The sequence below is a fragment of the Streptomyces sp. NPDC047002 genome (assembly GCF_040704505.1).
In the GTDB taxonomy this organism is placed as follows: domain Bacteria; phylum Actinomycetota; class Actinomycetes; order Streptomycetales; family Streptomycetaceae; genus Streptomyces.
Genome location: NZ_JBEYWC010000026.1, coordinates 54,494 through 79,073, shown reverse-complemented (window position 1 = coordinate 79,073; position 24,580 = coordinate 54,494). Strand labels below are relative to the sequence as shown.

The following is a 24,580-nucleotide window of genomic DNA, read 5'->3' as shown; positions in this document are numbered from 1 at the left end:
GGCCGCGGGCCGGCCGCCCCGTGCGTCGCCGTTCCGTGGAGGGACGCACCTGGTGTCTTCACGCCGACGTTGCCCCGAGTACTTCCCGGGCCGCTTTGATCGGTCGAATGGACCACATCACCTTCCTCGTGGCAGCGGTGATCGTCACGGCCCTGGCCTTCGACTTCACCAACGGCTTCCACGACACCGCCAACGCCATGGCGACATCGATCGCGACCGGGGCGCTGCGCCCCAAGGTCGCGGTCCTCGTCAGCGGAGTACTCAACCTCGTCGGCGCCTTCGTCTCCACGGAGGTCGCGCGCACGATCTCCGGTGGCATCGTGGACGACCGGCTGGTCACGCCCGGCATGATCTTCGCCGGACTGATCGGCGCCATCGTCTGGAATCTCGCGACCTGGCTGCTCGGCCTGCCGTCGAGCTCCTCGCACGCCCTGTTCGGCGGCCTGATCGGCGCGGTGTGGGTGGGCGCGGGCACCCACGGCGTCCACTTCGGCCAGGTCGTCCAGAAGATCATCATTCCCGCTGTCGCCTCCCCGGTCGTCGCCGGGCTGGCCGCGCTGCTCGCGACGTACCTGGCCTACCGGATCACCCGGCGGGGCCGGACGTCCTCGACGGACCGCGGGTTCAGGCTCGGGCAGATCGCCTCCGCCTCCCTCGTCTCCCTCGCCCACGGCACCAACGACGCGCAGAAGACCATGGGCGTGATCACGCTCACCCTGATCTCGGCGGGCGCCCTCGGCCGCGACGCGGGCCCGCCGGTGTGGGTCATCGCCTCAGCGGGGCTCGCCATCGGCCTCGGTACGTACATCGGCGGCTGGCGGATCATCAGGACCATGGGCAAGGGCCTCACCGAGATCAGGTCGCCGCAGGGGTTCGCCGCAGAGGCGGCGTCCACGACGGTGATCCTCACCTCGGCGCACCTCGGTTTCGCCCTGTCGACGACGCAGGTGTGCTCGGGCGGCATCCTCGGCGCGGGGCTCGGGCGCAGGCTGGCCGAGGTTCGCTGGAGCGTGGCCGGCCGGATGGCCGTGGCGTGGTGTGTCACGCTCCCGGCGGCCGCCGCGGTCGGCGCCGTGGCCGCGGGCGTCGTGGTGCACGGCGGGACGGCGGGCACGGTCGTGATCGCCCTTGCGGCCGCCGCGGCGTCCGCCTTCATCGTCTACATGTCCCGGCGCAACCCGGTGACGGCGGGCAATGTCAACGAGGACCACACCGTGCCCGTGCGGGCGCAGGCGGCCGGGGCCTGAACCGGCGGGAAGGGAGAAGCCAATGGACATCGACTGGAGTGCGCTCGGCGAGGTGGCGGGGGTCAGCATCGGCGCGACCGTGGCCGTCGTGGTCGTCTTCGCCCTGGGCGTGCGGGTGTTGTCGGGTCCCGGGCCCGACGGCGAGCCGTTCAGGGCCGGGGACGGCGCGGGGGACGAGGCGGCGGGGCCGCAGGGCGCCGGAGCGGTACGGGCTGCGCCGCTGCCGCTGTTCGTGGCGGGGCTCTGCTTCCTCGCCTGCCTCGCGGCCGTGGCCTACGGCCTGTATCTGATCATTCCCCAGTTCCACTGAGGCCCGCGGGCCCCGGCCCGCACGCGGGCGCGACGGGCGACGGCCCCCGCGGGTCCGGGGCGGAGATGACTCCGCCCCGGACCGTGCGGGGGCCGTCGCCGGTGTGCCGTGCCGCGGTGGTGGTCCGGCTCAGCGCGTCTTGTACGACTGCACGTACGAGTCCGCGGGGCTGCCCACGCCGGTCACGTCGTCGTAGCCGACGGTCGCCGACAGGGAGCTGTCGTGGCCGAGGGTGCGGATCGACGTCTTGACCGGGGAGGTCGGGTCCTGCGTGTCCGTGTAGTCGTTGCGGACGACCGCGATGTCCTGGCCCGCGCCCAGCGGGTGGTCCGTGACGTCGTGGAGCGCCGGGGTGCCGTACCGCTGGTAGATGCCCGGGTTGGCGAAGCCGATCGGCACACCGTGCCGGGCCTGCTGCGCCAGGGCCTGGACGCCCGCGATGACCGGCGAGGCGAGCGAGGTGCCGCCGAGGCGGTACTCGCTGTACTTCAGCTTGCCGTTCTTCTGGGTCTGCGTCATGCCGATGAGGAAGCCGGTGTTGGGGTCGGCGACCGCGGAGATGTCGGGCATGGCCCGCATCGGGGAGGTCGTGCCGTTCGCCTCGGAGAGCGAGGCGGGCACGACGCCCTTCTGGTAGAAGGGCTGCGGCACGGTGGTGCTGGTGCCGCCGCCGGCGCCCGAGGTGAAGGCGCCGGGGAAGCCGGCCCAGTCCTTGCCGTTCGCCGACAGGGACGCCTGGAGCGTGCCCCAGCCGGTCTCCCACTTGTACGTGTCGTTCTTGCCGACGGCGAGCGAGGTGCCGCCGACCGCGGTGACCCAGGCCGAGTTGGCGGGGGTGTCGACCTGCTTGGTGCCGGTCGCCGCCTTGAAGTCGCCGTCGTCGCCCGTGGAGAAGTAGAAGCCGATGCCCTCGACGGCGCCCATCTGGAACACCTGGTCGTAGGCGGCCTGCGACGCCGGGGTCTGGTCGGCCTCGATGTCGCCCCACGAGTTGGAGACGATGTCGGCGAGGTGGCTGTCGACGACCTTGTTCAGCGCGTCGAGCAGGTCGTCGTCCAGGCAGGACTTGCCGCCGACGTAGGTGATGTCCGCGTCGGGGGCGACCGCGTGCACCGACTCGACGTCGAGGGACTCCTCGCCGTACCAGCCCGCCGGGTCGGGGCAGTTGCCGTCGACGGTGAAGTCGTCGGGCAGCACCTGCGAGAGCTGGCCGGGCCGGTACTTCTTGTCGCCGTTGCGCTTGGCGTAGGTGGCCGCGTCCTTCTCGATCGTCGGCGAGGCGTAGGCGTCCGTGATGGCGACCGTGACGCCCTTGCCGGTGAAGTTCTTCGCGCCGTAGGCGGCGCGGAGCTGCTTCCCGGTGTAGCCCTTGATCGTGTAGGGCGCCTTCGAACCGTAGGCGTTCGGCAGCTTCTTGTTGACGTTCGAGCCGTAGTACGTGGAGAACGGCCCGGCGTTGAGGAACGCAGCGTCCGGCGGCGGCAGCGTGTCGTCGTGCTGCGCGGCCTTGGGTGCGTTGTCAAGGCCCGTGACGGTGAGGACCGCGCCGTGCAGCGAGGCGGGCACGGAGGCCGTCGTGTCGGGCGCGTGGTAGGTCCTGCCGCCCTTGGCGTAGTTGTGCAGCGTGGTGGAGAACGCCTTCTTCACGGCGCGCGCGTCACCGGAGACCGAGAGGTAGTGGGCGTTGGTGCCGGTGACCTTGAGGCCTGCACCGGTCAGCCACGCGGTGACCTCGGATATCTGCTGCTTCGTCGCTCCGAAGCGCGCCTTGGCCCGGCCGGCGCTCAGGTACGCGCCGTAGTGCGCGGAGGACGGGTCGGAGACCTCCTTCGCGTACGCGGCGAGGCCCGCCGCGTCCCGCCCCGCGAGGTACACGCGCGCGGTGACCTTGTTGGACGCGGCCGTGCTGCCCTTGTCCGCCTTGGCGGTGGCCCACAGCGGCTTGGTGCCGTGCAGCACGGAACGCCCGGCCGGGCCGGTGTCGGCCCCGGCCGCCTGGACGCCGAGTGCGAGGGCGCCGGTGACCATGGACAGTGTCGCTGCCACGGCCACACCGGTGCGCAGGCGCGGTCGGCTGGATCTCATGGAACCCCCTGCTTTGCGAGTGAACGCGTGTGGCGCTACTGGGACGTTCCGGCCACACGCAGAACACACTCTGGCGATCAAGTGTTCTCAGGGGGAACACGCGTAGACCAAAGGAATCCCAAAGGAAGCGCATGTTCAGGTCAATCCGCAGGTCAGCACCGCGCCCCCGTCGGCGCCTCAGAGGGCTTGCGGCCAAGGCCATTTGGGGACGAAGAAGGCCGCACCGGGACATCGCCCGCGAGGGCGGACGAGGCAGACAAGCCGCGTAATCGGCACACCCCCCGGATTCCGCCGGGCCGCCCGGGGCGGCCCGGCGCACCGGATCAGTCCTGGGGCAGTGTGCCCGTGCGCGCGAGCCTGCCGTACCAGTGCGCGCTCGACTTCGGGATGCGGCGCTGCGTCGCGTAGTCCACGTACACCGCGCCGAAGCGCTTGCTGTAGCCGTAGCCCCACTCGAAGTTGTCGAGCAGCGACCACAGGAAGTACCCGCGCACGTCGACGCCCGACTCGATGGCCCGGTGGACCTCGCTGAGGTGGCCGCGCAGGTACGCCACGCGCTCGGGGTCGTCCACGCGGCCGTCGTCGCCGACGCTGTCGTCGAAGGCCGCGCCGTTCTCCGTGATGACCACCGGCAGGTCCGGGTGCTCACGCCCGATGCGGACGAGCAGGTCGTAGAGGCCGGTGGGGTCGATGCCCCAGCCCATCGCGGTGCGCGGACCCGGCGCCTGGTGGAACACCACACCGCCACCCGCAGGCCAGGGGCTGTGCTCGCTCGCCCCGTGCCCGTCGGAGCCGTGCCCCGCACCCTCGGGGTCGTGTGCGACGAGGGTCGGCGAGTAGTAGTTGACGCCGACGAAGTCCAGCGGCTGGTGGATGAGCGCGGTGTCACCTTCCTGGACGAAGGACCAGTCCGTCAGGTGAGCGGTGTCGTCCCGCACGTCCTGTGGGTAGGCGCCGTCGAGCATCGGTCCGGTGAAGACCCGGTTGGCCGTGCCGTCGATGCGGCGGGCCGCTTCGCGGTCCTCGGGGCTGTCGCTCACCGGCCTGACCTGGTGCACGTTGAGCGTCACCGACACCTCGGCCCCCGCGGGCAGCCGGTCGCGCAGCGTGCGGACGGCGAGGCCGTGCGCGAGGTTGAGGTGGTGGGCGGCGCGCAGCGAGTCTGCGGCGTCGGTCCTGCCGGGGGCGTGCACGCCTGAGCCGTAGCCGAGGAAGGCGCTGCACCAGGGCTCGTTGAGGGTGGTCCAGGTGGGGACGCGGTCGCCGAGCGCGTCCGCGACGATGCCCGCGTACTCCGCGAAGCGGTAGGCGGTCTCGCGCACGGGCCAGCCGCCTGCGTCCTCAAGCTCCTGCGGGAGGTCCCAGTGGTAGAGCGTGGCGACGGGCTTGATGCCGCGTTCGAGCAGGCCGTCGACGAGCCTGCTGTAGAAGTCGATCCCCTTGGCGTTGGCGGGGCCGCTGCCGGTCGGCTGGACGCGCGGCCAGGCGACGGAGAAGCGGTACGCGCCGACCCCGAGGTCCGCGAGGATGCCGAGGTCCTCGCGCCACCGGTGGTAGTGGTCGTCGGCGACGTCGCCGGTGTCGCCGTTCAGCACCCGGCCCGGGGTGTGGGAGTAGACGTCCCAGATGGACGGTGTCCTGCCGTCCTCCCGCGCGGCGCCCTCGATCTGGTAGGAGGCGGTGGCCGTCCCCCAGAGGAAGCCCGGCGGAAAGGTGATCGCCGGTGCGGGGTCGGGGGCCTGGCCTGTGATGGGTGCTGAGGTGGCCACGGAGGTCCTTCCGGAGGTTCGTCGTTCGCTGGCGCCGGCCCTGATCGGCCGCTGAGAGCGCTCTCAGCGCGCCGAGCGGCGCTGGGAGCGCTCTCAGAGTGCCTCCAAGCCTCGCCGCAGGTCCCCGACCGCGTCAAGGGCGGGCGCACGGAGCCGCGGCGCCGGAGACGCCTCCCCGCGCGGCCTGCGGGGACCGGCTCAGGTGCGCGTCGGCAGGCAGAAGACGTGCCCCGCGGGATCGAGGCACACCCGGACGTCGTCCGCCGGCTGGTGCGGGGCGACGCGCGCGCCGCGTTCCACCGCGCGGGCGGCGCCCGCGTCCAGGTCGTCGGTCCCGATGTCGAGATGGGCGGTCGTCCGGGGCCGCCCCGTGGCGCCTGGCCACTCGGGCGGCACGAAGCCGGGGCCGCGCTGGAAGGCCGGACTGCCCTCCCCCTCGGGCGGCCCGAGCTTCACCCAGTCCTCCTCCGCGGTCAGCGTCAGCCGGCCGAGCAGCCCCGCGTAGAAGGCGGCGAGGCGCGCAGGTTCCGGCGTGCTGAGTACGGGTCCCGCCATGCGCAGAGGGGACGGGGGCGGTGCCATGGCCCGGCTCCCTCCCGGGGGGTACGGGCGGGGATCGTATCCCCCGGCGCGGGGCGGCCGCGGGCACGGCGCGCCCCGTCAGCGCGCCGTGCTCTGGGCAGCTGCCGGGTCGTCAGGAGGCCGCTGCGAAGGCGTTGACGCCGGTCAGTTCCGCGGACAGCCGCCACAGCCGGGCGGCCTGCTCGGGGTCGACCGCGTAGCCACGGACCCCGCCGCCCTCCGGGTCGTCGTTGAGCTCGGCGATGTCGCAGTCCTCGCAGTAGACGCCGCCCGCGCCGTCGAGCTGCGGCGAGGTGGCCGCCCAGACCTCGGTCGCCGCGCCCTGCTCGGGCGTCTTGAAGGAGGGGTGGATGAGGTTGCCCGCCTCGTCGATCCAGCCGAAGTCCACCATCTCCTGCTGGGGAAGGTGGCGCTGGAGCGGGGTGAGGATGCCGCCGGGGTGCACGGCGAAGGCGCGGGCCCCGGACGCCTTGGCGAGGCGGTCGAGTTCGACGGCGAACAGCACGTTGGCCGTCTTGGCCTGCCCGTACGCCAGCCACTTGTCGTAGCCCTGCTCGAAGTGCAGGTCGTCCCAGCGGATCGGCGAGCGGCGGTGCGCCCCCGAGGAGAGCGCGACCACCCGCGCGCCGGGTGCCACCGCGGGCCAGAGGCGGTTGACGAGGGCGAAGTGGCCGAGGTGGTTGGTGGCGAACTGCGCTTCCCAGCCGGGTCCGATGCGCGTCTCGGGGCAGGCCATGATGCCCGCGTTGGTGATGATCATGTCGACGGGCCGGCCGGAGGCGAGGAAGCGCTCGGCGAAGGCGCGCACGCTGTCGAGGTCGCCGAGGTCGAGCTCCTCGACCTCGGTGCCCCGCAGGTCCCCGAGCGCCTCCCTGGCCCGGTCGGGGCGGCGCGCGGGGATCACGACCCGCGCGCCCGCCGCGGTGAGCGCCTTGGCCGCCTCGATGCCGATGCCCGAGTAACCGCCGGTCAGAATGGCCAGCTTGCCCGTGAGATCGGTCCCGCGGAGGACCTCGGCCGCGGTGGTGTCGGCGCCGAACCCCGTCCTGATGCTGTGCTGAGGCGTGTTCATGCGGTCAGGCTACGAATTGGAGAGCACTCGAAGTCAACACCGGTTCCCGGCGCGCCGCCGGCCGGGCGCCGGGTCTTCCCCGCGGTCAGACTCCCTTGCCGCTGCCGCTGCCACCGGCGCCGCCGGGGGCGGCTTTGATGCCCTTGACGATGGTGTCGAGCACGCTGAGGGACGGCGCCTTCGCGCTGACGTCGAAGCCCGCGCGCACCATCACCAACTGCCCGTCGGCGGCCGGGGAAGGGAAGGCGAGCGACTCGACATAGCCGTCGTCGCCCTTGCTGGTGACGACCTTCCACAGCACCAGGTAGCCGTCCTTGCCCGCGACCTTCACGGCCTGGGACTTGAGCTGCCGGTGCGAGGTGATGCTGCCGTAGACGCCGCCGTCGCCGTAGGACTGCTTGGCGTTGGCGGCGATGTCCTGCTGCGCCGCGGCCTTCGCCGTGGTGGCGGTGTCCTTCAGAGCAGCAGCCGGGGCGGAGAACACGCCGCCGCGCACGCAGGTCTGGGCGGTGTCGCCCGGGCACTGGTACTCGCCGGTCGTCACCCCCGCGCCCGCCAGGCCCGACTGGCCCTTCCACCCGGTGGGCACCGGCAGGTCGATGCCGCTCGCCGCGTCGGTGGCGAACCCCTTCTCGGTCTGCGGGAGTCCGCCGGAACCGCCGCCGTCCTGCGAGCCGCCGCCCGAGCTGCCGCCGGTACCTCCCCCGTCCTGCGAGCCGCCCGAGCCGCCGCCGTCCTGGCCCGGCAGTCCGCCGAGGCCGCCACCGCTCCGGCCCTCCTGGGAGCCGCCGCCCTGGCCCGGCCGGGTGGAGGCAGAAGGGGCCGGGGCCGCCGAGTTTCCGGAGTCGTCCTTGCCGAGCAGGTAGAAGCCGCCGGCGAGCGCGAGGACGACGACACCCGCCGTGACCGAGACGGCGACCTTGCGCCCGCGGCCGGTGCGCGGCGCCGCCCCCGGCGCCTGACCGGGCGCGTTCCACGCCTCGGGCGCCGCGGGCCGCAGGTGGTCGGTCCAGGCGGAGCCGTCCCACCACCGGTGCCTCGGAGGGCCGTCGCCTGTCTGCTGACCCGGGTCGGGATACCAGCCGGGAGGGGTCGAGTTGGTCACCCGACCACTCTATGCAGCTTGTCGTACCGGCTGGTGAGAGGGGGATGAGAATCAGCGGCCGAGCGCCCGCTTGGTGATCTTCCCCATCGCGTTGCGCGGCAGCGCGTCGAGGAAGCGCACGTCGCGCGGGCGCTTGTGCGGGGCGAGCTGGACCGCCACATGGTCGCAGAGCTCCTCGGCCGCGGGCGGTTGCGCCGGGTCGGCGGGTACGACCCAGGCGACGATCCGCTCGCCGAGGTCCTCGTCCGGCTCGCCGGTGACCGCGGCCTCGGCGACCGCAGGGTGGTCGAGGAGCGCGTTCTCGATCTCGCCCGCACCGATCTTGTAGCCGCCGCTCTTGATCAGGTCGGTGGCGCGGCGGCCGACGATGCGGACGCAGCCGTCGGCGTCGCGGGTCGCCATGTCCCCGGTCCTGAACCAGCTCGCGGAGAACGCGGCCTCGGTGGCGTCCTGGCGGTTGAGGTAGCCGGTGAACACGTGCTGTCCGCGCACCTGGATCTCCCCGATCGTCTCGCCGTCGTCCGCTTCGAGGACGACACCCTCGTCGTCCACGAGCCGCAGTTCGACCCCGGGCAGCGGCACGCCGACGCTCCCCGGCCGCGGCTCGCCGTCCACGCGGACGCTGGTGTTCATGAGCGTCTCGGTCATCCCGTACCGCTCGACGACGTGCCGGCCGGTCGCCTCGGTGATCCTGCGGTGGTCCGGCAGCGGGAGGGGCGCGGACCCCGACACCAGCAGCCGGGCGCCGGAGAGCGCGGAGGCGAGTGCGGCGTCGCCCGGCAGCGCCTGCGCGATCCGGTGGTACATCGTCGGCACGCCGAACAGCACGGTGCCGCCGTCCGACAGTTCGCGCGCCACGGCGGCGGTCTCGAAGCGGCCCAGGTGGCGCATCGAGCCCCCGCGCCGCAGCGGCCCCAGCACGCCGAGCACCAGGCCGTGGACGTGGAAGAGGGGCAGCGCGTGCACGACGACGTCGTCCGCCGTCCACTGCCAGGCGTCGGCCAGGCCGTCCAGGTTCGCGGCCAGCGCCCTGCGGGGCAGGATCGCCCCCTTCGGCGGGCCCGTGGTGCCGGAGGTGTAGATGATCAGCGCGGGGCTCTCTGGGTCGGGTTCGCGGGGCAGCGGCGCGGCGGGACCGCCGCTCTCCGGTACGACGGGGACCTCGGCGCGCTCGACGCCGTCGAGCGCCGCCGGCAGGGTGGCGTCAGGCTCCGCGACGACGAGTTCGGGTTCGCTGTCCCCGATCACATGGGCCAGTTCCCGCTCCCCCGCCTTGGGGTTGAGCGGCACGGCGGGCACGCCGGCCAGCAGGGCGGCGACGACGCCGAGCGCCGTGTCCGCGCTCGGGGTGGCCCAGACGGCGATGCGCCGGGCGCCGTCGATGCGCGCCGCGAGGGCGGTCGCCGTCGCGGCGAGTTCCGCGTACCCGATCGTGCGCTCGCCGAAGCGGAGGGCAGGACGCCCGTCGGGCGCGGCGAGCGCGGGGAAGAGGGGGGACACACGGGGACCGGTCGGCTGCGTCATGACGGGCAGTATGCCCGGCATACGCCCGCCTCACCGGGCGCGGCGGTGCGGCGCGGGGCGCCGTGTCCGTGCGGGCACGGGGAAGCCCCGGCTGGTTCGGGGGTGGCCGGCCGGGGCCGATCGGGGGTGGTTACGGAAGGCGGTCGCCTCGCGGCGAAAGGCACCATGGGGCTTCAGCCGGACGATCTTCCCCATGGGCGGAGGGTGAGGCCCGGGGACACTGTCCCCTCCGTATCCACGTACAGGTGAACGCTCAACCACTCGGGCGTGTTCCGCCGCCCGCGCCGCGGCGGCTGTGAGCCGTGCCACGGGCGGGCGAGGCCCGGGGGCCCGGCGGGCTCAGGCGTTCTCGCCGCGGCCGCTCCCCCGGTACGAGCCGTACTTGCGCTCGAACCGCTCCACGCGGCCCTCCGTGTCCACGACCCGGCCCTTGCCGGTGTAGAAGGGGTGGCTCGCCGAGGAGATCTCCACGTCGATGAGCGGGTAGGTGGCGCCGTCCTCCCACTCGATGCGCTGGTCGGAGTCGAGCGTCGAGTGGGTGAGGAAGGCGTCGCCCGTGGCGGTGTCCCGGAAGACGACCGGACGGGTCTCGGGGTGGATGCCGGACTTCATGGCGTGTTCCTTCCATCGGTGTGCGGACGGGTGCGGTGCCGCGGCCGGATGTGAGCGGGTACCCCCGCGGGTCAGCGCGACTCGCGGTACAGCACGTGCGCTCCGGCCGCGGGGTCGAACTTCCGCAGTTCGAGGCGGTCGGGGTGGTTCCTGCGGTTCTTGCGCGTCACGTAGGTGTGGCCGGTCCCCGCGGTGGACCTGAGGGTGATGACGGGGCGTGTCTCGCTGCGTGCCATGCGTGCTCCAGACGGCCTGTGCGGGTCCTTGCCGGAGCCTGCCGCGGTGTGACCCGCGAGCCGGTCCGGTATGGATGTCATGTTCACCAAGTGGTGTCGCCCGGTGTAACGCGGCCCCTGCGCGGGACATTCCCGCCCTGTGCCGCGCTCCGGGGCGGGGGACACTGGGAGGGCGCGGCGGGCCCCTGCCCGTGAGGCGGGCGGCCCGCGGCGGACCGGAATGCCGCGGCGGCCCGCCGGGTTGTCGCTCCCGGAAACGGCCCGGTCACGGGAAGACGAGAGCGGAAGCGGGTGGCACGACCCATGGGTGAGTTGATCCTGGTACGGCACGGGGAGACCGAGTGGACCCTGTCCGGACAGCACACCGGGAACACCGACATCCCCCTGACGGCGCGCGGCGAGGACCAGGCCCGTGCCGTGGCGCCGCTGCTCGCCGACCGGGCGGTGGGCCTGGTGCTGGTGAGTCCCCTGGGGCGTACGGAGCGCACGGCGCAGCTGGCCGGTCTCACCGACTACCGGGTGACGACGGACCTGCACGAGTGGGACTACGGCGGGTACGAGGGCGTCACGACCGACGAGATCCACCGCGAGCGGCCCGACTGGTACCTGTGGACGGACGGGGTGGTCCCCGGTGACGCGGCCCACCCCGGCGAGAGCCCCGAGCAGGTCGGCGCGCGCGCCGACCGGGTGCTCGCCCAGGTGCGCAAGGCCCAGGCGGAGACGGACGACGACGTGGTCCTGGTGTCGCACGGGCACTTCCTACGGGTGCTGACCGCGCGTCACCTGGGTCTCGCGCCCGCCGACGGGCGCCTGTTCAAGCTGGAGACCGGCACGGTCTCACGGCTCGGCAGCGAGCACGACAGGCCGGTGATCACCGCCTGGAACCTCCAGATCCCCAAGAGCGTACTGCGCGCCGAGCTGCGCGCCCGGGAGGCCTCGGACGCCTGACCCCGGCCCGCGGCCCCGCGCCGCGTCACCCGATCGGCCCCGCACCGCGTCGCGCACACCGCGACGCGCCCCAACAAGGCGCGCGTTCCGGCGGTTTATCCACTTTGATCATCGGGTAACCGCAGCCAACCGTCACCGGCGCGCACCCCGCGCACCGGCTCCGACGCACAACAACAGGCGCCGCCGGGCAGGAGTTGGGGTCCATGAGTCACACCGCGGAACCAGAGATCGGAACGGTCACCACCAGGGTCCCGGCGAGACTGGACCGGCTGCCCTGGTCCCGGTGGCACTGGATGATCGTGATCGGCCTCGGCACGGTGTGGATCCTCGACGGCCTCGAGGTGACCGTCGTCGGCAACATCGCGAGCCGCCTCTCCGAGAGCGGCAGCGGCCTGCCCATCACGGACAGCCAGGTCACCGGGGTCGGCGCGGCGCTCTATGTGGCGGGGGCGTGCGCGGGTGCGCTGGTGTTCGGCTGGGCCACCGACAGGTTCGGCCGCAAGAAGCTGTTCATGGTGACCCTTGCGGTCTACCTCGCGGCGACCGCGGCCACCGCGCTGTCCTTCGCCGCCTGGTGGTTCTTCCTCTTCCGCTTCCTCACCGGATTCGGCATCGGCGGCGAGTACGCGGCGATCAACTCGGCCATCGACGAACTGATCCCCAGCAAGTTCCGCGGCCGCGTCGACCTGATCATCAACGGCAGCTACTGGCTCGGCGCGGTGGGCGGCGCGCTCCTTTCCGTGGTGGCGCTCAACACCGGCATCTTCCCCAAGGACCTCGGCTGGCGCCTCACGTTCGCGCTCGGCGTCGTGCTCGGCCTGGTGATCCTGCTGGTGCGCAGGCACGTGCCGGAGAGCCCCCGGTGGATGTTCATCCACGGCCACGAGCGGCAGGCCGAGGACCTGGTGTCCGGGGTGGAGCGCGAGGTCGAGGAGGAGAAGGGGACGCGCCTGCCCGAGGCGACCGGCTCCATCACGGTGGAGCAGCACCGCACGATCAGCCTCTGGAAGATCGCGAAGACGCTGCTTGCGGGGTATCCGAAGCGCGCGGTGCTCGGCTTCTCCCTCTTCGTCGGGCAGGCGTTCCTCTACAACGCCATCACCTTCGGCTTCGGGTCGATCCTGGTCAACTTCTTCGACGTCTCCAGCGGCTCGACGGGCTACTTCTTCGCCGCGATCGCGGTGGGCAACTTCCTCGGCCCGCTCCTGCTCGGCAAGTTGTTCGACACCGTGGGCCGCCGGAAGATGATCTCCGGTACGTACATCCTCTCCGGGCTCCTGCTCTTCGCCACCGCCTGGGTGTTCAACGAGGGCTGGCTCAACGCCACGACGATGACGGTGTGCTGGGGCGTCGTGCTGTTCTTCGCCTCCGCGGGCGCCAGCTCCGCCTACCTCACGGTGAGCGAGGTCTTCCCGATGGAGACGCGCGCGCTGGCGATCGCGCTGTTCTACTCGATCGGCACCGCGGCCGGCGGTATCTCGGGCCCGCTGGTCTTCTCCTCGCTGACCAGCAGCGGGCACGTCGGCGACGCGGTCGTGGCCTTCTGCGTCGGCGCGTCCCTGATGGTGGCGGCGGGCCTCGTCGCGGTGTTCCTCGCGGTCGCGGCCGAGCGCAAGTCGCTGGAGGACATCGCCACTCCCCTGTCGGCGCGCGGCGCCGGGGGCGGCGGCACGGGCGCGCCCGCCACCTGAGCGCCCCGGCCGTCCGACGCGCATGTCGGCGCCCCCGGCCTGCTGGCCGGGGGCGCCGACATGCGTACGCTGCGGGCGCGCCTCAGGAGCGCACGCCCCTCGCGCCCACGGCGGCCCTGCGCCGCATCAGCGCGGAACCGCTCAGCGCGAGCGCCGCGATCGCGCACACCAGCGCGACGGCGCGGGCCCAGGCGTAGGAGCCGCCGAGGCTGCTCTCCGGCAGGTCGATGCTGCCGAAGCCGACCATCGAGTGGATGACGAGCACGGCGGCGGACGCCACCGCCCCCGCTGCCCACGTCCACACCATGTCCTGCACCATCAGCCAGACCGCGACGAACAGGCACAGCACCGTGACGACCAGGGAGACCGCGTCGGCGTAGCCGCCGGAGCGCAGCTCCGTGAGGTCCTTCGGCAGGTGGACGAGGCCGATGGCGATCAGCGCTGCGCCGGCCGGCCAGCGCAGCACGGAGTGCAGGGCCTGGAGGCCGCCGGTGCCCGCGGGCGCCCGGCGCGCGGACTCCGGCCGCGCGGTGCGCGGCGCGCTGTGCGCGGGCGCCGCGTGGTGGCGCTGGACGGTGGGCGGCACGAAGCGGAAGGTGTCCGTGCGCGGCTCCGCCTGCTCGGACCGCTCGGCCTCCTGCCGGTGCGCCGCCGCGGCCGGGGCCGCTGCCGGAGCGGGGGCGGCCGGCACCTGGACCGGAGCCTGCGCGGCGGCGGGTGTCTCCACCGGCGCCTGCGGCGCGGGCGCGGGCTTCTCCTGCGCCACCGCCCTGACGGGTTCGGGTGCCGAGGGCCGCACGGCCGCCGGCTTCTGCGCCGCCGGTGCGGGGGCCTCCTGGCCCTCCTCGGTGCCGAGGATGTTCACCAGTTCGGCGACGTCCTCGATCGGACGGCCCACGGCGGCGGCGCGCAGGGTGGCGTCGGCCTCTTCGAGCTGCTCGGGCGGCTCGTTGAGCATGAGGACCAGCTGCCGCACCTCGTCGAGCGGGCGGGCGACGGCCGCCGCCTTGAGCGCCTCGTCGGCGGGGCTTGGGACCTCGCCTGTCCTGCGCAGCAGGCTCACCAGCGCGGCGACCTCGTCCAGCGGCCGGATCGTGGCCGCTGTCCAGAGGAGCGTGCGTATGGGCTCCTGGGTCTCCTCCTCGTCGGGACGCGGATCGTCCTGTCGTACGGTCTGCGGATCTCGTGACATGGGCGCGGCTCCCTTTGCCGAACAGCAACAACGGTGGGGCACACACCGTGTTGGTCACCGGACGCCGCTACGGCGCCCTCTTCGCTCCATGAGAGCCCGCCTGGGCATATGCCGCCATCGGAGTGGCGCAGAAGGGGGACGCGGGGCCCCCGGCACGACGGGGCGTGGCCCCGGCGGCCGGTGCCGCCGGGGCCACGCCCCGGTCCGTCGCGCGGGGTCCGCCGGGGGGCCGACCCGGTGCCGGTCAGGAGGGGAGGATGTTCTCCGCCTGCGGGCCCTTGTTGCCCTGGGTCACCTCGAAGGTGACCTTCTGCCCCTCCATCAGCTCGCGGTAGCCGTTCATCGCGATGTTGGAGTAGTGCGCGAAGACGTCAGGACCGCCGCTGTCCTGCGCGATGAAGCCGAAACCCTTTTCCGAGTTGAACCACTTGACGGTGCCACTGGCCATGCGGATTCTCCGTTGTTCCGGGAAGCGAGGGCCGCCGCGGGGCGCGACAGCCCGGAGGTGATCGCCTTGGTCCTGTCCACGCTGAACAGCAGAAACGCCCGTAACGAAGCGTCACGGGCGAGCGGTACTTCGGAACCACGACAGCTGTGGGCGACGCTACATCGCCGGGCGCGGTGCAGCCACGGAAGCCGGTGCGTGTGGCGCACCCCGTGTCGCACACCGCGCCCGGGAGTTCACTCCCGTGGCCCAGCGGGCGCTACCAGCGGCCGTGCACGGAGGCGCGGATCCTGCGGTCGTACAGGTCGCGCACGGCGTCGAGCGCCTCGGGCCCCAGCGGGGGCAGGGCGGCCGCGGCCGCGTTGTCCTCGGCCTGGGCCACCGAGCGGGCGCCGGGGATCACACTGGTGACACCGTCCTGCTGCACGATCCAGCGCAGCGCCGTCTGCGCGGGGGTGGCGCCGGCGGGCGCGAGCCCGGCGAACTCGGCGGCGGCGGCGAGCCCCTCCTCGTAGTCGATCCCGGAGAACGTCTCGCCCTGGTCGAACGCCTCGCCGTGCCGGTTGAACGAGCGGTGGTCGTCGGCGGCGAACACGGTGTCCTTGGTGTACTTGCCGGTCAGCAGGCCGGAGGCGAGGGGGACGCGCGCGATGACGCCGACCCCCGCGGCGCGCGCGGCGGGCAGCACCTCGTCGAGCGGCTTGAGCCTGAACGGATTGAGGATGATCTGCACGCTGGCGACGCCGGGCCGCGCGATCGCGATGAGGGCCTGGGCGCAGGTCTCCACGCTCACCCCGTACGCGGCGATCCGCTGCTGCTCGACGAGGGTGTCGAGGGCGTCGAAGACCTCGTCGGAGGCGAAGACCTCGGTGGGCGGGCAGTGCAGCTGGACCAGGTCGAGGGTGTCGACGCCGAGGTTGGCGCGCGACCGGTCGTTCCAGGCGAGGAAGTGGGGCAGCACGTAGTTCTCCGGCACCTGCTCGGCCCGGCGGCCCATCTTGGTCGCGACGAACACGCCGGCGCCCGGGCGGCCCTTGAGGTAGCGGCCGATCAGCTGCTCGCTGCGGCCGTCGCCGTAGACGTCGGCGGTGTCGAAGAAGGTCACGCCCGACTCGACAGCTGCGTCGAGTACGGCGGCCGCGTCGCCTTCCGCCACGTCGCCCCAGTCGGCGCCCAGCTGCCAGGTCCCGAGTCCGACCACGGACACCTCGCGGCCCGTCCTGCCCAATACACGCTGTTCCATGAGGTGCATGCTACGTGGCCGGGCCGCGCTCCCCGCCGGGGGCTTCGGCGGGTGCCGCCGTGCCGGGCCCGCGGTCAGCGGGGCAGGGTGGCGAGCCGCCCCGCGGCGCCGTCCCCGATGCCGAGGTTCTGATGGATCTCCAGCGTCGCCGTCGAGCGGTTGAGGGTGATGTAGTGCAGTCCCGGCGCGCCCTCGGCGAGCAGCCGCTCGGCCATCGCGGTGGCGTGCTCGACCCCGATGCGGTGTCCTTCTGCCGGGTCGTCGCGTGCGGCGTCGAGGCGGCGGGCGAGGCCTTCGGGGAACCGCGCGTCGCTGAGCTCGGCGAACCTGCGGATCTGCCGCACGTCGGTGGCGGGCATGATCTCCGGGATGATCGGGGTGGCGCAGCCCGCGGCGGCGAGCCGGTCGCGCAGCCTGAGGTAGTCCGCCACGTCGAAGAACATCTGGGTGATGGCGTAGTCGGCGCCCGCCCGGCACTTGGCCGTGAAGTGGCGGATGTCGCTGTCCCAGTCGGCCGAGCGCGGGTGGCGCTCGGGGAAGGCGGCGACGCCGACGCTGAAGTCCCCGAGTTCCTTGATCAGGGTGACCAGCTCGTGGGCCTGGGTGAATCCCTCGGGGTGGGCGACCCACTCCCCCTTGGGGTCGCCCGGCGGGTCGCCGCGCAGCGCGAGCACGTCGCGGATGCCGGCGTCGGCGTACTGGCCGATGATGTGGCGCAGTTCGGCCACGGAGTGGCCGACGGCCGTCAGGTGGGCGACGGGGCGCAGCGTGGTCTCGGCCGCGATGCGCTTGGTGACCTCGACGGTCCGGTCGCGGGAGGAGCCGCCGGCGCCGTAGGTCACCGAGACGAAGGACGGCGCGAGGGGCTCGATGCGGCGGATCGCCTTCCAGAGGGTGCGCTCGCCCGCCTCTGTCTTCGGTGGGAAGAACTCGAAGGAGAACGAGGGCCGGCCGGAGGCGAGCAGGCTGCGCAGGCCTTGCGCCCGTGGCTGCGGACGGTCTGCGGTCGTGGCCGCCATGCGGGGTCCCTCCTCGGGGCTCGGCACGGCGTCGCCGCCGTGATCACCCCAGCCTAGCGGCGGGCGGGACCCGCGGTCTGCCCCGCCGGGTAAGTCCCCGGGCCCCGCGGCCGCGCCGGTGGGGCGCGGCCGCGGCGTGCGGGTCAGGCGTCGTGCCGCAGCGGGGTGAGCTGCTCGATGTCGTAGCGCACCCGCAGCGCGTCGATGGCCGCAGGGTCGGGCGGGCCGTCCTGCGTGAGGATGTCGAGCAGCTCGTCGAAGTAGCGCTCGTGGTCGGACGGCGGGGACGCCTGGAAGAACATCTTCGCGGGCGCGGCGCCGCGGTTGGCGAAGGCGTGGGGGCAGCCGGGCGGCACGACGATGACGGTGCCGGGCCGCGCCCGTACGGCGGTGAGGCCGGACTCCGACTCCCAGTGCCGCCAGTCGCCGGTCAGCACGCGCGGTTCGAAGGCCATGACGTCCAGCTCGCCCTCCAGCACGTAGAACAGCTCCTCGCTGTGCGCGTGCCGGTGGGCTCCGACGTCGAAGCCCGGCGGCACGACCACCTCGAAGCTGGACGAGACGCGGGAGTGCGCGCCGGTGACCTTGTAGGTCACCTCCTGGGCTGCGGTGCGTACGGTCCTGCCACCGCCCGGCGGCACGACGAGGCCCTCCGCGGGGGTGGCGCCGCGGTCCTCCGCGGGCACGGTCAGCTCGGTCACCGGGTGCTTCTCCTCTCGGGTTCCCCGGGGGAAACGGTCATACGGCGTCCCAGGTCACGGGCAGGTTCTCCGGGCCCCTGATGAGGGCGCCGCGCCGCCAGCTGACCTCGCTCGCCGGGACCGCGAGGCGCAGGCCCGGCAGTCTGCGCAGCAGGGTGTCGAGGGTGATGCGCGACTCCAGCCTGGCGAGCATCGGCCCGACGCAGTAGTGCGGGCCGTGGCCGAAGGCCAGGTGCGGCGGCTGCTCCCGGTCGAAGTCGAGGGTGTGCGGGTCGGCGAAGACGTCGGGGTCGCGGTTGGCGGTGAGGTACGACGCGTAGACGGCGTCGCCCGCCCTGATGGTCACACCGCCGACGGTGACGTCCTCCAGGGCGATCCTGGAGAGGCCGACGCCGTTGCGGTGCGGGATGAACCGCAGGAGCTCCTCCACGGCCGCGGGCATCAGCGCGGGCTCGTCGCGCAGCCGCCGCAGGTGGTCGGGGTGGGTGAGCAGGGCGTACAGCATGTTGGCGCTGTTGTTGGTGACCGCGTGGGCGCCGCTGACCTGGATGAGGACGGCGAGGGCGACCGCCTCGGGCAGGGTCAGCTCGTCGTCGGCGACGGCCCGGGACAGCAGGGCGGCGAGGGTGTCCTCGCCGGGGTGCGCACGGCACAGCAGGTCGGTGAAGTACGCACCGATCTCCTCCTTGGCGCGGTCGCTGTGCTCCTTGCCGTGGGCGGCCGACAGGATGGAGGCGGTCCAGCCCTTCATCAGGGGGGCGTCCTCTGCGGGGACACCGACCACCTCACTGACGACCGCCAGCGGGAAGGGGCCGTTGACGTGCGTCATCAGGTCGGCGGGCGGGCCCTCGGCGAGCATGGCGTCGACGAGGCCCTCCATGATCCCGCGGGCCCGCTCCTCGACCCTGGCCACCGCGCGCGAGGTGAACGCCTTGGCGACGGAGCGGCGCAGCCGGGTGTGGTCGGGCGGGTCGGCGAAGCCGACGGCGCCCTCCAGGGGGATGAAGTGGGGGGCGAGCCGGGTGACGGACCTGCCGACGACGGCGCGCCTGCTGAAGCGCAGGTCGTTGGTGACCTGCTTGACGTCCTCGTACCGGGTGACCAGCCAGGCGAAGCCCTCGCCGTTGGGCAGCCTGATGCGGGAGACGGGGTCCTCGCGCAGGAGCTCGTCGAGGAACGGGTCGAAGTCGAGTCCCGGCAGGTCGGGGACGTCCCAGAAGCGGACCTCGCCGGGCTCGGCGGCCTCGGGGGCGGGGGTGTGTGTCGTCATGTCAGGCCACCGGTTCCGGTGCGATGTCGGGGTCGGTTCCGCTGCCGCGCACGGTGGCGGCGACGACGCGGCGCTGCGTGCCGGACGGCGCGCAGCTCCAGCGGCCGAGGCACATCTCGGCGGTGATGCCGGGGCCGAAGCCGGCGACGATGCCGCGGGCGCCGTCGGCCGCCCCGCCCTCGTCGAAGAGGCGGCGGATGGCGTCGAGGACCACGGCGCTCGCGATGTTGCCGTACTCGGTCAGGGTGGCGCGGCTGAAGCGGAACGCCTCTGCGGGGACCCGGAGGAAGCGGCTCAGGTCGTCCAGGATGCGCGGACCGCCCGCGTGGATGATGTAGAAGTCGAGCTCTCCCGCGTCCCATTCGTGCTCGGCCGCCATGGCGCGCAGCGCCGGGGCCAGCGGCTCCATGGTGGTGGGCACCCGCTTGTCCAGCAGGAAGTGGAAGCCGGTGGCGCGGACACTGTAGGAGATCCAGTCGGTGGTGTCCGGCACCAGGTGGGAGCCGTTGCGCTCCAGGGAGATGCCGGTGCCGCCGCTGCCGCGTACGACGGTGGCGGCGACCGCGTCGCCGAACAGGCCGTTGGACAGCAGGGAGCCCACGCCGAGGTCGGTGGGCTGATAGCACAGGGAGCAGAACTCGCAGGCGACGATGAGGACGTTGGCGTCCGGGTACGCCTCGCAGAAGTCGTGGGCGCGGTTGATCGCCGCACCGCCCGCGGCGCAGCCGAGCTGGGCGATGGGCAGCTGCCTGGTGTGGCCGGGGAAGCCCATGGTGTTGATCAGCCAGGCGGTGAGCGACGGCATCATGAAGCCGGTGCAGGACACGTAGACGATCATGTCGATGTCGGCGGCGCGCAGCTCGGCGTGGGCCAGGGCCTCCCGGACGACCTGCGGGACGCGGGCCTTCGCCTCGGCCTCGTAGCGTGCGTTGCGTGCCTCGAAGCCGGGGTGCTCCAGGGTCTCCTCGATGGGGCGCACCAGGTGCCGCTCGGCGACGCCGGTGTTCTCGATCAGCCTGAGCGCGAGGGGCAGTTGGGGATGGTCCGGATGGAGTGTCCGGGCGATGCGGAGGGTGTCCTCCATGGTGATCACATGCTCGGGCACCGAGACGGCTGGTCTGCACAGGGTCGCCACGACACACTCCTCTTCCGATCGGCCGGGGGCGGCGAACTGCGGCCCACGTTCCGGGGCGGTCCGCGGCCCCGCAACCTGAGAATCCGATGAGAGTGGCCGTCGGGCGCGTGTCGTACGGCGTGTCCGACGGGGTGGCGTGTCGGCCGTTCAGCGGGCGCGCGACGGCGCACGGGGCCGGATGCGCCGGGGGGTGGGCCACCCCCGCGCCACCGGGGTGTGCGGGCCGCGCTCCCCGGCCGGTGGCCGCGGCGGCGGACGCACGCCTGCGGCGCGCGGGGGCCGCGCCCCTGCGGCCAGGGCGGCGGGCGGCGCACCGGCGCGGGCGCGCGCCCACGGGGGCCGCCGTCCGTCACCCGGGGGTGTCGGCGGGGTGGCCGGTCCCGCGGGTGCACCCGTTCGCGTGCGGGGCGGGCCGCACGGGTGACGGCGCGTCAGGCGACGCGGTGGCGCAGGACCTGGTCGGGCCGGAGGACGAGGCCGTGGCCCGGTGCTCCGGACGCGCCCGGCAGGGCGGCGCCGCCCGCCGGGTCGAGGACGCCGTCGAAGAGGAGGCTCTCGGCGCCCGTCCGGTCGTGGGGCCACTCGATGTGCCGCATGTTGGGCACGGCGGCGGCCGCGTGCGCCTGGGCGTTCGGGGCGCCGTGCCCGAGATCTCCAGGCCGTGGGCGCCTGCGACGGCGTCCCGCGCCTGTCGCAGGCCGGTGAGGTGCCCGGCGGGGACGGGCTCCTCGAACCAGCTGACCCCGTCGTCGGCGAGCAGCGCCGTGATCCGTACGGCCTGCTTGACGGAGTAGCCGCCGTCCGCGTCCACGTACCGCTCGCACCGCGGCCCGACGATCTCGCGCGCCACGTGCACACGGCCCAGGTCGCGCTGGGGCGCGCGGCCCCGCGCCTCGCCGATGGCGATGTCCACGGCGGAGAGCGCGGCGGCGCCCGGCAGGCCGCCCGTGGCGCCGAGGGCGCGGGCCATCGCGGCGTGGGCGGCGGGCACGCCGTGGGCGCCGAGTCCGGTGACGGCGGGGGCGAGCAGGTCCGCGGCGAGGGCGGCGACGGCGGGGTCGCCGTAGGTCCGGCCGAGGCCGGTGGTGCCGGCGGCCGCGGCCTCGACCAGTACGACGGTGAGGCGGTTGCCGTCCGCCCCCGGCTCGTCGGCGGGCACGGCGCAGACGGTGGTGCCGACGCGGTCGAGGGGCGGGCCCGCGGTGTCCTGTGCGTGCGGCATGGCTCTCCTCGTGGATGGGGTGCTGCCGGCGTGGCGCCGCGCCCTTACCCGTTCCCCCCGGGGCCTCGCCGGCACGCGCGCGTGCGGCGGGCGTGGCCCGTACGGCGGCCGCCCCGGCGCCGCCGCGGGCCACCGGCCCCGGGCGCGCACGGTGTTGGCGCACGGGCGACCACCCCACGTAAGCTTGGCCCTTGGCCACGCACGGCCGCCTCGTGCCTTCCCCCCTTTCCCGCGCAGGAGCAGACCCGCCGTGAACGCCTTCACCGACGACCGTACGTACAGCCTCCTGCTCGTGGAGGACGACCCGGCGGACGCGCTGCTGATCGAGGACGCGCTGGTGGAGCGCGGGATGGCGCGGGAGATCGCGCACGTCACCGACGGCCTCGCCGCGCTCGAACACCTGCGCGACCCCGAGAAGGGGCGCCCCGACCTGATCGTGCTCGACCTCAACATGCCCCGGATGAACGGGCGCGAGTTGCTCGCCGTGCTCAAGGAGGACAGCGATCTCGGCAGCATCCCCGTGGTGGTCCTCACCACCTCGGCAGCGCCCGACGACATCGAGGACGCGTACCGCCAGCACGCGAACGCGTACGTGACCAAGCCGATGAATCTGGACGAGTTCATCCGCTCCGTCCAGGACATCGACGCGTTCTTCCTGGACACGGCAGCGATTCCGCCCCGCGGCTGAGCCCCGGCCCGCGGGCGGAGGAAGGAAGCACCGGCATGGCTGACACCGCCGCAGCGCGAGGACCGTCCGGACGCACCGCTCCCCCGGCAGGGCGGGACGGCCCGCCCGCGCTCCCCGACTTCACCGAGGAGAACTCGGCCGCTCTGGTCAACGCGTCCTGGGCGGGGGCCGGGGACACGCGGCTGCGGGAGGTGCTCACCGGCCTCGTCACGCACCTGCACGCGTTCGTCCGGGAGACGGAACCCACGCACGAGGAGTGGGAGAAGGCGCTGCGCTTCCTCACCGAGGTGGGCCAGAAGTGCGACGACACCCGGCAGGAGTTCATCCTGCTCTCGGACGTGCTGGGCGTCTCGATGCTGGTCGACGCGATCAACAACCGCAAGCCGCGCGGCGCGACGGACTCCACCGTGCTCGGCCCCTTCCACCTGGTCGACTCGCCGCCCCGCTCGCTCGGCGACGACATCTCCCTCGACCACGTCGGCACCCCCTGCGTCGTGGCGGGCACCGTCAGGAGCCTGGACGGCACGCCGCTGCCCGGCGCGCTCGTCGACGTGTGGCAGGCCAACGGGGACGGCTTCTACGACGTGCAGCAGCCCGGTGTGCAGCCGGAGCTGAACCTGCGCGGGCTGTTCACGACGGACGCCGCAGGGCGGTACTGGTTCCGCAGCGTCGTGCCGCGCCACTACCCCGTACCGCAGGACGGGCCGGTCGCCGGGCTGCTGCGCGCCACGGGCCGCCATCCGTACCGCCCCGCGCACATCCATTTCATCGGCGGGGCAGCGGGCCACCGGCCCGTGACGACGCACCTGTTCGTCGAGGGCAGCCCGTACCTCGAATCGGACGCCGTGTTCGGGGTGAAGCGCGAGCTGGTCACGCCGGTGCGCGAGGTGGACGACGCGGAGCGGGCGGCCGGCTTCGGCGTCGCGGCGCCGTTCCCGCTGATCGAGTTCGACCTGGTGCTCGCGCCCGAGGGGGCCTCGGAGCGAAGCTGAGCCGCGGCTGACCGGCCCCGCGGCCTCCCGCCGGGGGCCGGTCAGCGGGTGCGGGGGCGTGGCCACCTCCCTTGTGAGAGCGCTCTCAGGAACGCAGAATGGTCGCCATGCCGCACTCGTCCACCCCCGGCTCCCCGCTCGGACCCGCCGCCGCGCCCGCACCCGACGGCGCCTTCGTGCGCCCCTACCGGCCGGGGGACCGCGACGCGCTGTACGACGTCTGCGTGCGGACGGGGCACGAGGGCGGGGACTCGCGGCACCTGTACGCGGACCCGGAGCTGCTGCCCTCGATCTTCGCCGCGCCCTACGCGGAACTCGAACCCGGCCTCGCCTTCGTCCTGGACGACGGGACGGGCCGTGCCGTCGGCTATGTGCTGGGCGCTGCCGACACCGTGGCCTTCGCGCGGGACTTCAGGGAGCGCTGGCTCCCCCGGGTCGCGCACCGCTACCCGCGCCCGGCAGCCGCGCCCGCCACGCCCGCAGACGAGATGGCGGAGCTGCTGCACACACCCGAGCGGATGGTGCTGCCCGAGCTGGCCGGCCACCCCGCGCACCTGCACATCGACATCCTCCCCGGGTGGCAGCGCAGGGGGCACGGGCGGGCGCTGCTGCACGCGCTCCTCGGCGCGCTGCGCGCCCGGGGCGTGGCACGCGTCCACCTGGCGATGGTCACGGCCAACACGGCGGCGCGCGCCTTCTACGACCGGCTCGGCTTCACCGTCCTCGCGGTGCCCGACCCCGGCCCGCTGACCTATCTGGGCCGCTCCACCCGGGTGGCGGAGCCCGCGGCGGCGGCCGGGCCTTGCGGGACAGCCGGTGCGGGCGGAGCCGAGGACGCGCAGGCGCCGCCGCGGACCGCCGTCCCGGGCGAGCTGCTCGGGCTGTCCGGCTGGCAGTGGCTCAACCAGCCCCCGGACTCGGCCCCTTCGGGCGGCGGGCTGACCGTCACGACGGACCGCGACACCGACTTCTGGGTGCGCACGCACTACGGCTTCGTCCGGGACACCGGGCACGCCCTGCTGCGGCCCGTGCCGGGCGCCTTCCGGCTGCGCGTCACCTTCGCCGGCGGCTACCGCGACCAGTACGACCAGGCGGGGCTGCTGCTGCGGGCCGGTGCGGCGGAGTGGATCAAGGCCGGGGTCGAGTTCGTGGACGGCCGCCGGCAGATCAGCGCCGTCGTCACCCGGGGCGTCTCCGACTGGAGCGTGGCGCCGCTGGAAGGCCCGGTGGCCGGGCCGGTGGCCGTGGAACTGGCGCGGGACGGCGACACCGTGGCCGTGCGGTACGGCACCGGCGGCGCGGAGCCGGGGACGCTGCTGCGGCTCGCGTACTTCCCGCCGGACGCGGCGGCCGAGGCCGGTCCGATGTGCGCGTCGCCCGACGGCGCGGGGTTCACCACGCGCTTCTCCGGCCTGCGGCTCACCGAGGGGCCCGAGGCGGCCGGGGGCTGAGAGCGCCCCGCCCCGCCTCGGGGCCCCCATCGCCCCGCACG

23 protein-coding genes and 1 pseudogene are annotated in these 24,580 nt (G+C 73.8%); 8 read left to right on the top strand and 16 right to left on the bottom strand.

The annotated features are described in order from the left end of the window. The first annotated feature begins 107 nt into the window (after window positions 1–107). A complete protein-coding gene (locus AB0910_RS22780; RefSeq protein WP_366746459.1) occupies window positions 108–1,247 on the top strand; it encodes an inorganic phosphate transporter in 1,140 nt (379 codons plus the stop codon). 22 nt (window positions 1,248–1,269) lie between these two features. Beyond that, a complete protein-coding gene (locus AB0910_RS22775) occupies window positions 1,270–1,557 on the top strand; it encodes a hypothetical protein (protein ID WP_366746458.1) in 288 nt (95 codons plus the stop codon). A gap of 129 nt (window positions 1,558–1,686) precedes the next feature. Here the strand turns inward: AB0910_RS22775 and AB0910_RS22770 are convergent, their stop codons facing one another. From AB0910_RS22770 to rpmG, 8 genes are all read right to left on the bottom strand, one after another. Continuing rightward, window positions 1,687–3,642, bottom strand: a complete 1,956-nt coding sequence (locus tag AB0910_RS22770) for a S53 family peptidase (protein ID WP_366746457.1) — start codon at window positions 3,640–3,642, stop codon at window positions 1,687–1,689. Window positions 3,643–3,965: 323 nt separating this feature from the next. Next, window positions 3,966–5,411 carry a GH1 family beta-glucosidase gene (locus AB0910_RS22765; RefSeq protein WP_366746456.1) on the bottom strand — a complete coding sequence of 482 codons (1,446 nt, stop codon included), beginning with the start codon at window positions 5,409–5,411 and terminating at the stop codon, window positions 3,966–3,968. Window positions 5,412–5,609: 198 nt separating this feature from the next. After that, the gene (locus AB0910_RS22760; protein WP_366746455.1) at window positions 5,610–5,993 is read right to left on the bottom strand and encodes a VOC family protein; all 384 of its coding nucleotides are present in this window, start codon (window positions 5,991–5,993) and stop codon (window positions 5,610–5,612) included. Window positions 5,994–6,105: 112 nt separating this feature from the next. Further along, window positions 6,106–7,065 carry an SDR family NAD(P)-dependent oxidoreductase gene (locus tag AB0910_RS22755; protein WP_366746454.1) on the bottom strand — a complete coding sequence of 320 codons (960 nt, stop codon included), beginning with the start codon at window positions 7,063–7,065 and terminating at the stop codon, window positions 6,106–6,108. A gap of 85 nt (window positions 7,066–7,150) precedes the next feature. After that, window positions 7,151–8,170: a DUF2510 domain-containing protein gene (locus tag AB0910_RS22750; protein ID WP_366746453.1), complete on the bottom strand. Its 1,020-nt coding sequence runs from the start codon at window positions 8,168–8,170 to the stop codon at window positions 7,151–7,153. A 51-nt stretch (window positions 8,171–8,221) separates the two neighbouring features. Continuing rightward, window positions 8,222–9,670 carry an acyl-CoA synthetase gene (locus tag AB0910_RS22745; RefSeq protein ID WP_366746479.1) on the bottom strand — a complete coding sequence of 483 codons (1,449 nt, stop codon included), beginning with the start codon at window positions 9,668–9,670 and terminating at the stop codon, window positions 8,222–8,224. A 363-nt stretch (window positions 9,671–10,033) separates the two neighbouring features. Beyond that, window positions 10,034–10,306 (bottom strand): type B 50S ribosomal protein L31, encoded by a 273-nt coding sequence (locus AB0910_RS22740; protein WP_366746452.1) that lies wholly within the window; start codon window positions 10,304–10,306, stop codon window positions 10,034–10,036. Between the two features lie 71 nt (window positions 10,307–10,377). Further along, window positions 10,378–10,542 (bottom strand): 50S ribosomal protein L33, encoded by a 165-nt coding sequence (gene rpmG / locus AB0910_RS22735; protein ID WP_366746451.1) that lies wholly within the window; start codon window positions 10,540–10,542, stop codon window positions 10,378–10,380. A 303-nt stretch (window positions 10,543–10,845) separates the two neighbouring features. On the opposite strand from rpmG, the gene AB0910_RS22730 reads away from it, so the two are divergent. Then, the gene (locus tag AB0910_RS22730) at window positions 10,846–11,490 is read left to right on the top strand and encodes a histidine phosphatase family protein (protein ID WP_366746450.1); all 645 of its coding nucleotides are present in this window, start codon (window positions 10,846–10,848) and stop codon (window positions 11,488–11,490) included. Window positions 11,491–11,693: 203 nt separating this feature from the next. Beyond that, a complete protein-coding gene (locus tag AB0910_RS22725; RefSeq protein ID WP_366746449.1) occupies window positions 11,694–13,181 on the top strand; it encodes an MFS transporter in 1,488 nt (495 codons plus the stop codon). A gap of 82 nt (window positions 13,182–13,263) precedes the next feature. On the opposite strand, the gene AB0910_RS22720 is transcribed toward AB0910_RS22725, so the two are convergent. The 8 genes from AB0910_RS22720 to AB0910_RS22685 form a co-directional block, all read right to left on the bottom strand. After that, window positions 13,264–14,373, bottom strand: coding sequence for a hypothetical protein (locus AB0910_RS22720; RefSeq protein WP_366746448.1), 1,110 nt, complete (start codon window positions 14,371–14,373; stop codon window positions 13,264–13,266). A 244-nt stretch (window positions 14,374–14,617) separates the two neighbouring features. Further along, on the bottom strand, window positions 14,618–14,821 hold the full coding sequence (locus tag AB0910_RS22715) for a cold-shock protein (protein ID WP_366746447.1): 204 nt from the start codon (window positions 14,819–14,821) through the stop codon (window positions 14,618–14,620). A gap of 256 nt (window positions 14,822–15,077) precedes the next feature. Further along, entirely contained in the window at window positions 15,078–16,070 is a 993-nt protein-coding gene (locus AB0910_RS22710) for an aldo/keto reductase (RefSeq protein WP_366746446.1), read from the bottom strand. A 65-nt stretch (window positions 16,071–16,135) separates the two neighbouring features. Then, entirely contained in the window at window positions 16,136–17,080 is a 945-nt protein-coding gene (gene metF, locus AB0910_RS22705; protein WP_366746445.1) for a methylenetetrahydrofolate reductase [NAD(P)H], read from the bottom strand. Between the two features lie 143 nt (window positions 17,081–17,223). Further along, complete coding sequence (locus AB0910_RS22700) at window positions 17,224–17,781, bottom strand: cupin domain-containing protein (protein ID WP_366746444.1); 558 nt, start codon at window positions 17,779–17,781, stop codon at window positions 17,224–17,226. 37 nt (window positions 17,782–17,818) lie between these two features. Further along, window positions 17,819–19,051, bottom strand: coding sequence for a cytochrome P450 (locus AB0910_RS22695; protein ID WP_366746443.1), 1,233 nt, complete (start codon window positions 19,049–19,051; stop codon window positions 17,819–17,821). A gap of 1 nt (window position 19,052) precedes the next feature. Then, entirely contained in the window at window positions 19,053–20,186 is a 1,134-nt protein-coding gene (locus tag AB0910_RS22690; RefSeq protein ID WP_366746442.1) for a type III polyketide synthase, read from the bottom strand. Between the two features lie 349 nt (window positions 20,187–20,535). Continuing rightward, window positions 20,536–21,408: an enolase C-terminal domain-like protein gene (locus AB0910_RS22685; RefSeq protein WP_366746441.1), complete on the bottom strand. Its 873-nt coding sequence runs from the start codon at window positions 21,406–21,408 to the stop codon at window positions 20,536–20,538. Between the two features lie 250 nt (window positions 21,409–21,658). Between AB0910_RS22685 and AB0910_RS22680 the strand changes: the two genes are divergently transcribed. The 4 genes and pseudogenes from AB0910_RS22680 (at window position 21,659) to AB0910_RS22665 (ending at window position 24,539) form a co-directional block, all read left to right on the top strand. Beyond that, window positions 21,659–22,096, top strand: coding sequence for a response regulator (locus AB0910_RS22680; protein WP_366746440.1), 438 nt, complete (start codon window positions 21,659–21,661; stop codon window positions 22,094–22,096). Window positions 22,097–22,131: 35 nt separating this feature from the next. After that, window positions 22,132–23,088 carry a dioxygenase gene (locus AB0910_RS22675; protein ID WP_366746439.1) on the top strand — a complete coding sequence of 319 codons (957 nt, stop codon included), beginning with the start codon at window positions 22,132–22,134 and terminating at the stop codon, window positions 23,086–23,088. Window positions 23,089–23,264: 176 nt separating this feature from the next. Next, a pseudogene (locus AB0910_RS22670) lies at window positions 23,265–23,858 on the top strand (GNAT family N-acetyltransferase); the annotation flags it as partial. A 3-nt stretch (window positions 23,859–23,861) separates the two neighbouring features. After that, the gene (locus AB0910_RS22665; RefSeq protein WP_366746478.1) at window positions 23,862–24,539 is read left to right on the top strand and encodes a DUF1349 domain-containing protein; all 678 of its coding nucleotides are present in this window, start codon (window positions 23,862–23,864) and stop codon (window positions 24,537–24,539) included. Window positions 24,540–24,580: the final 41 nt, after the last annotated feature.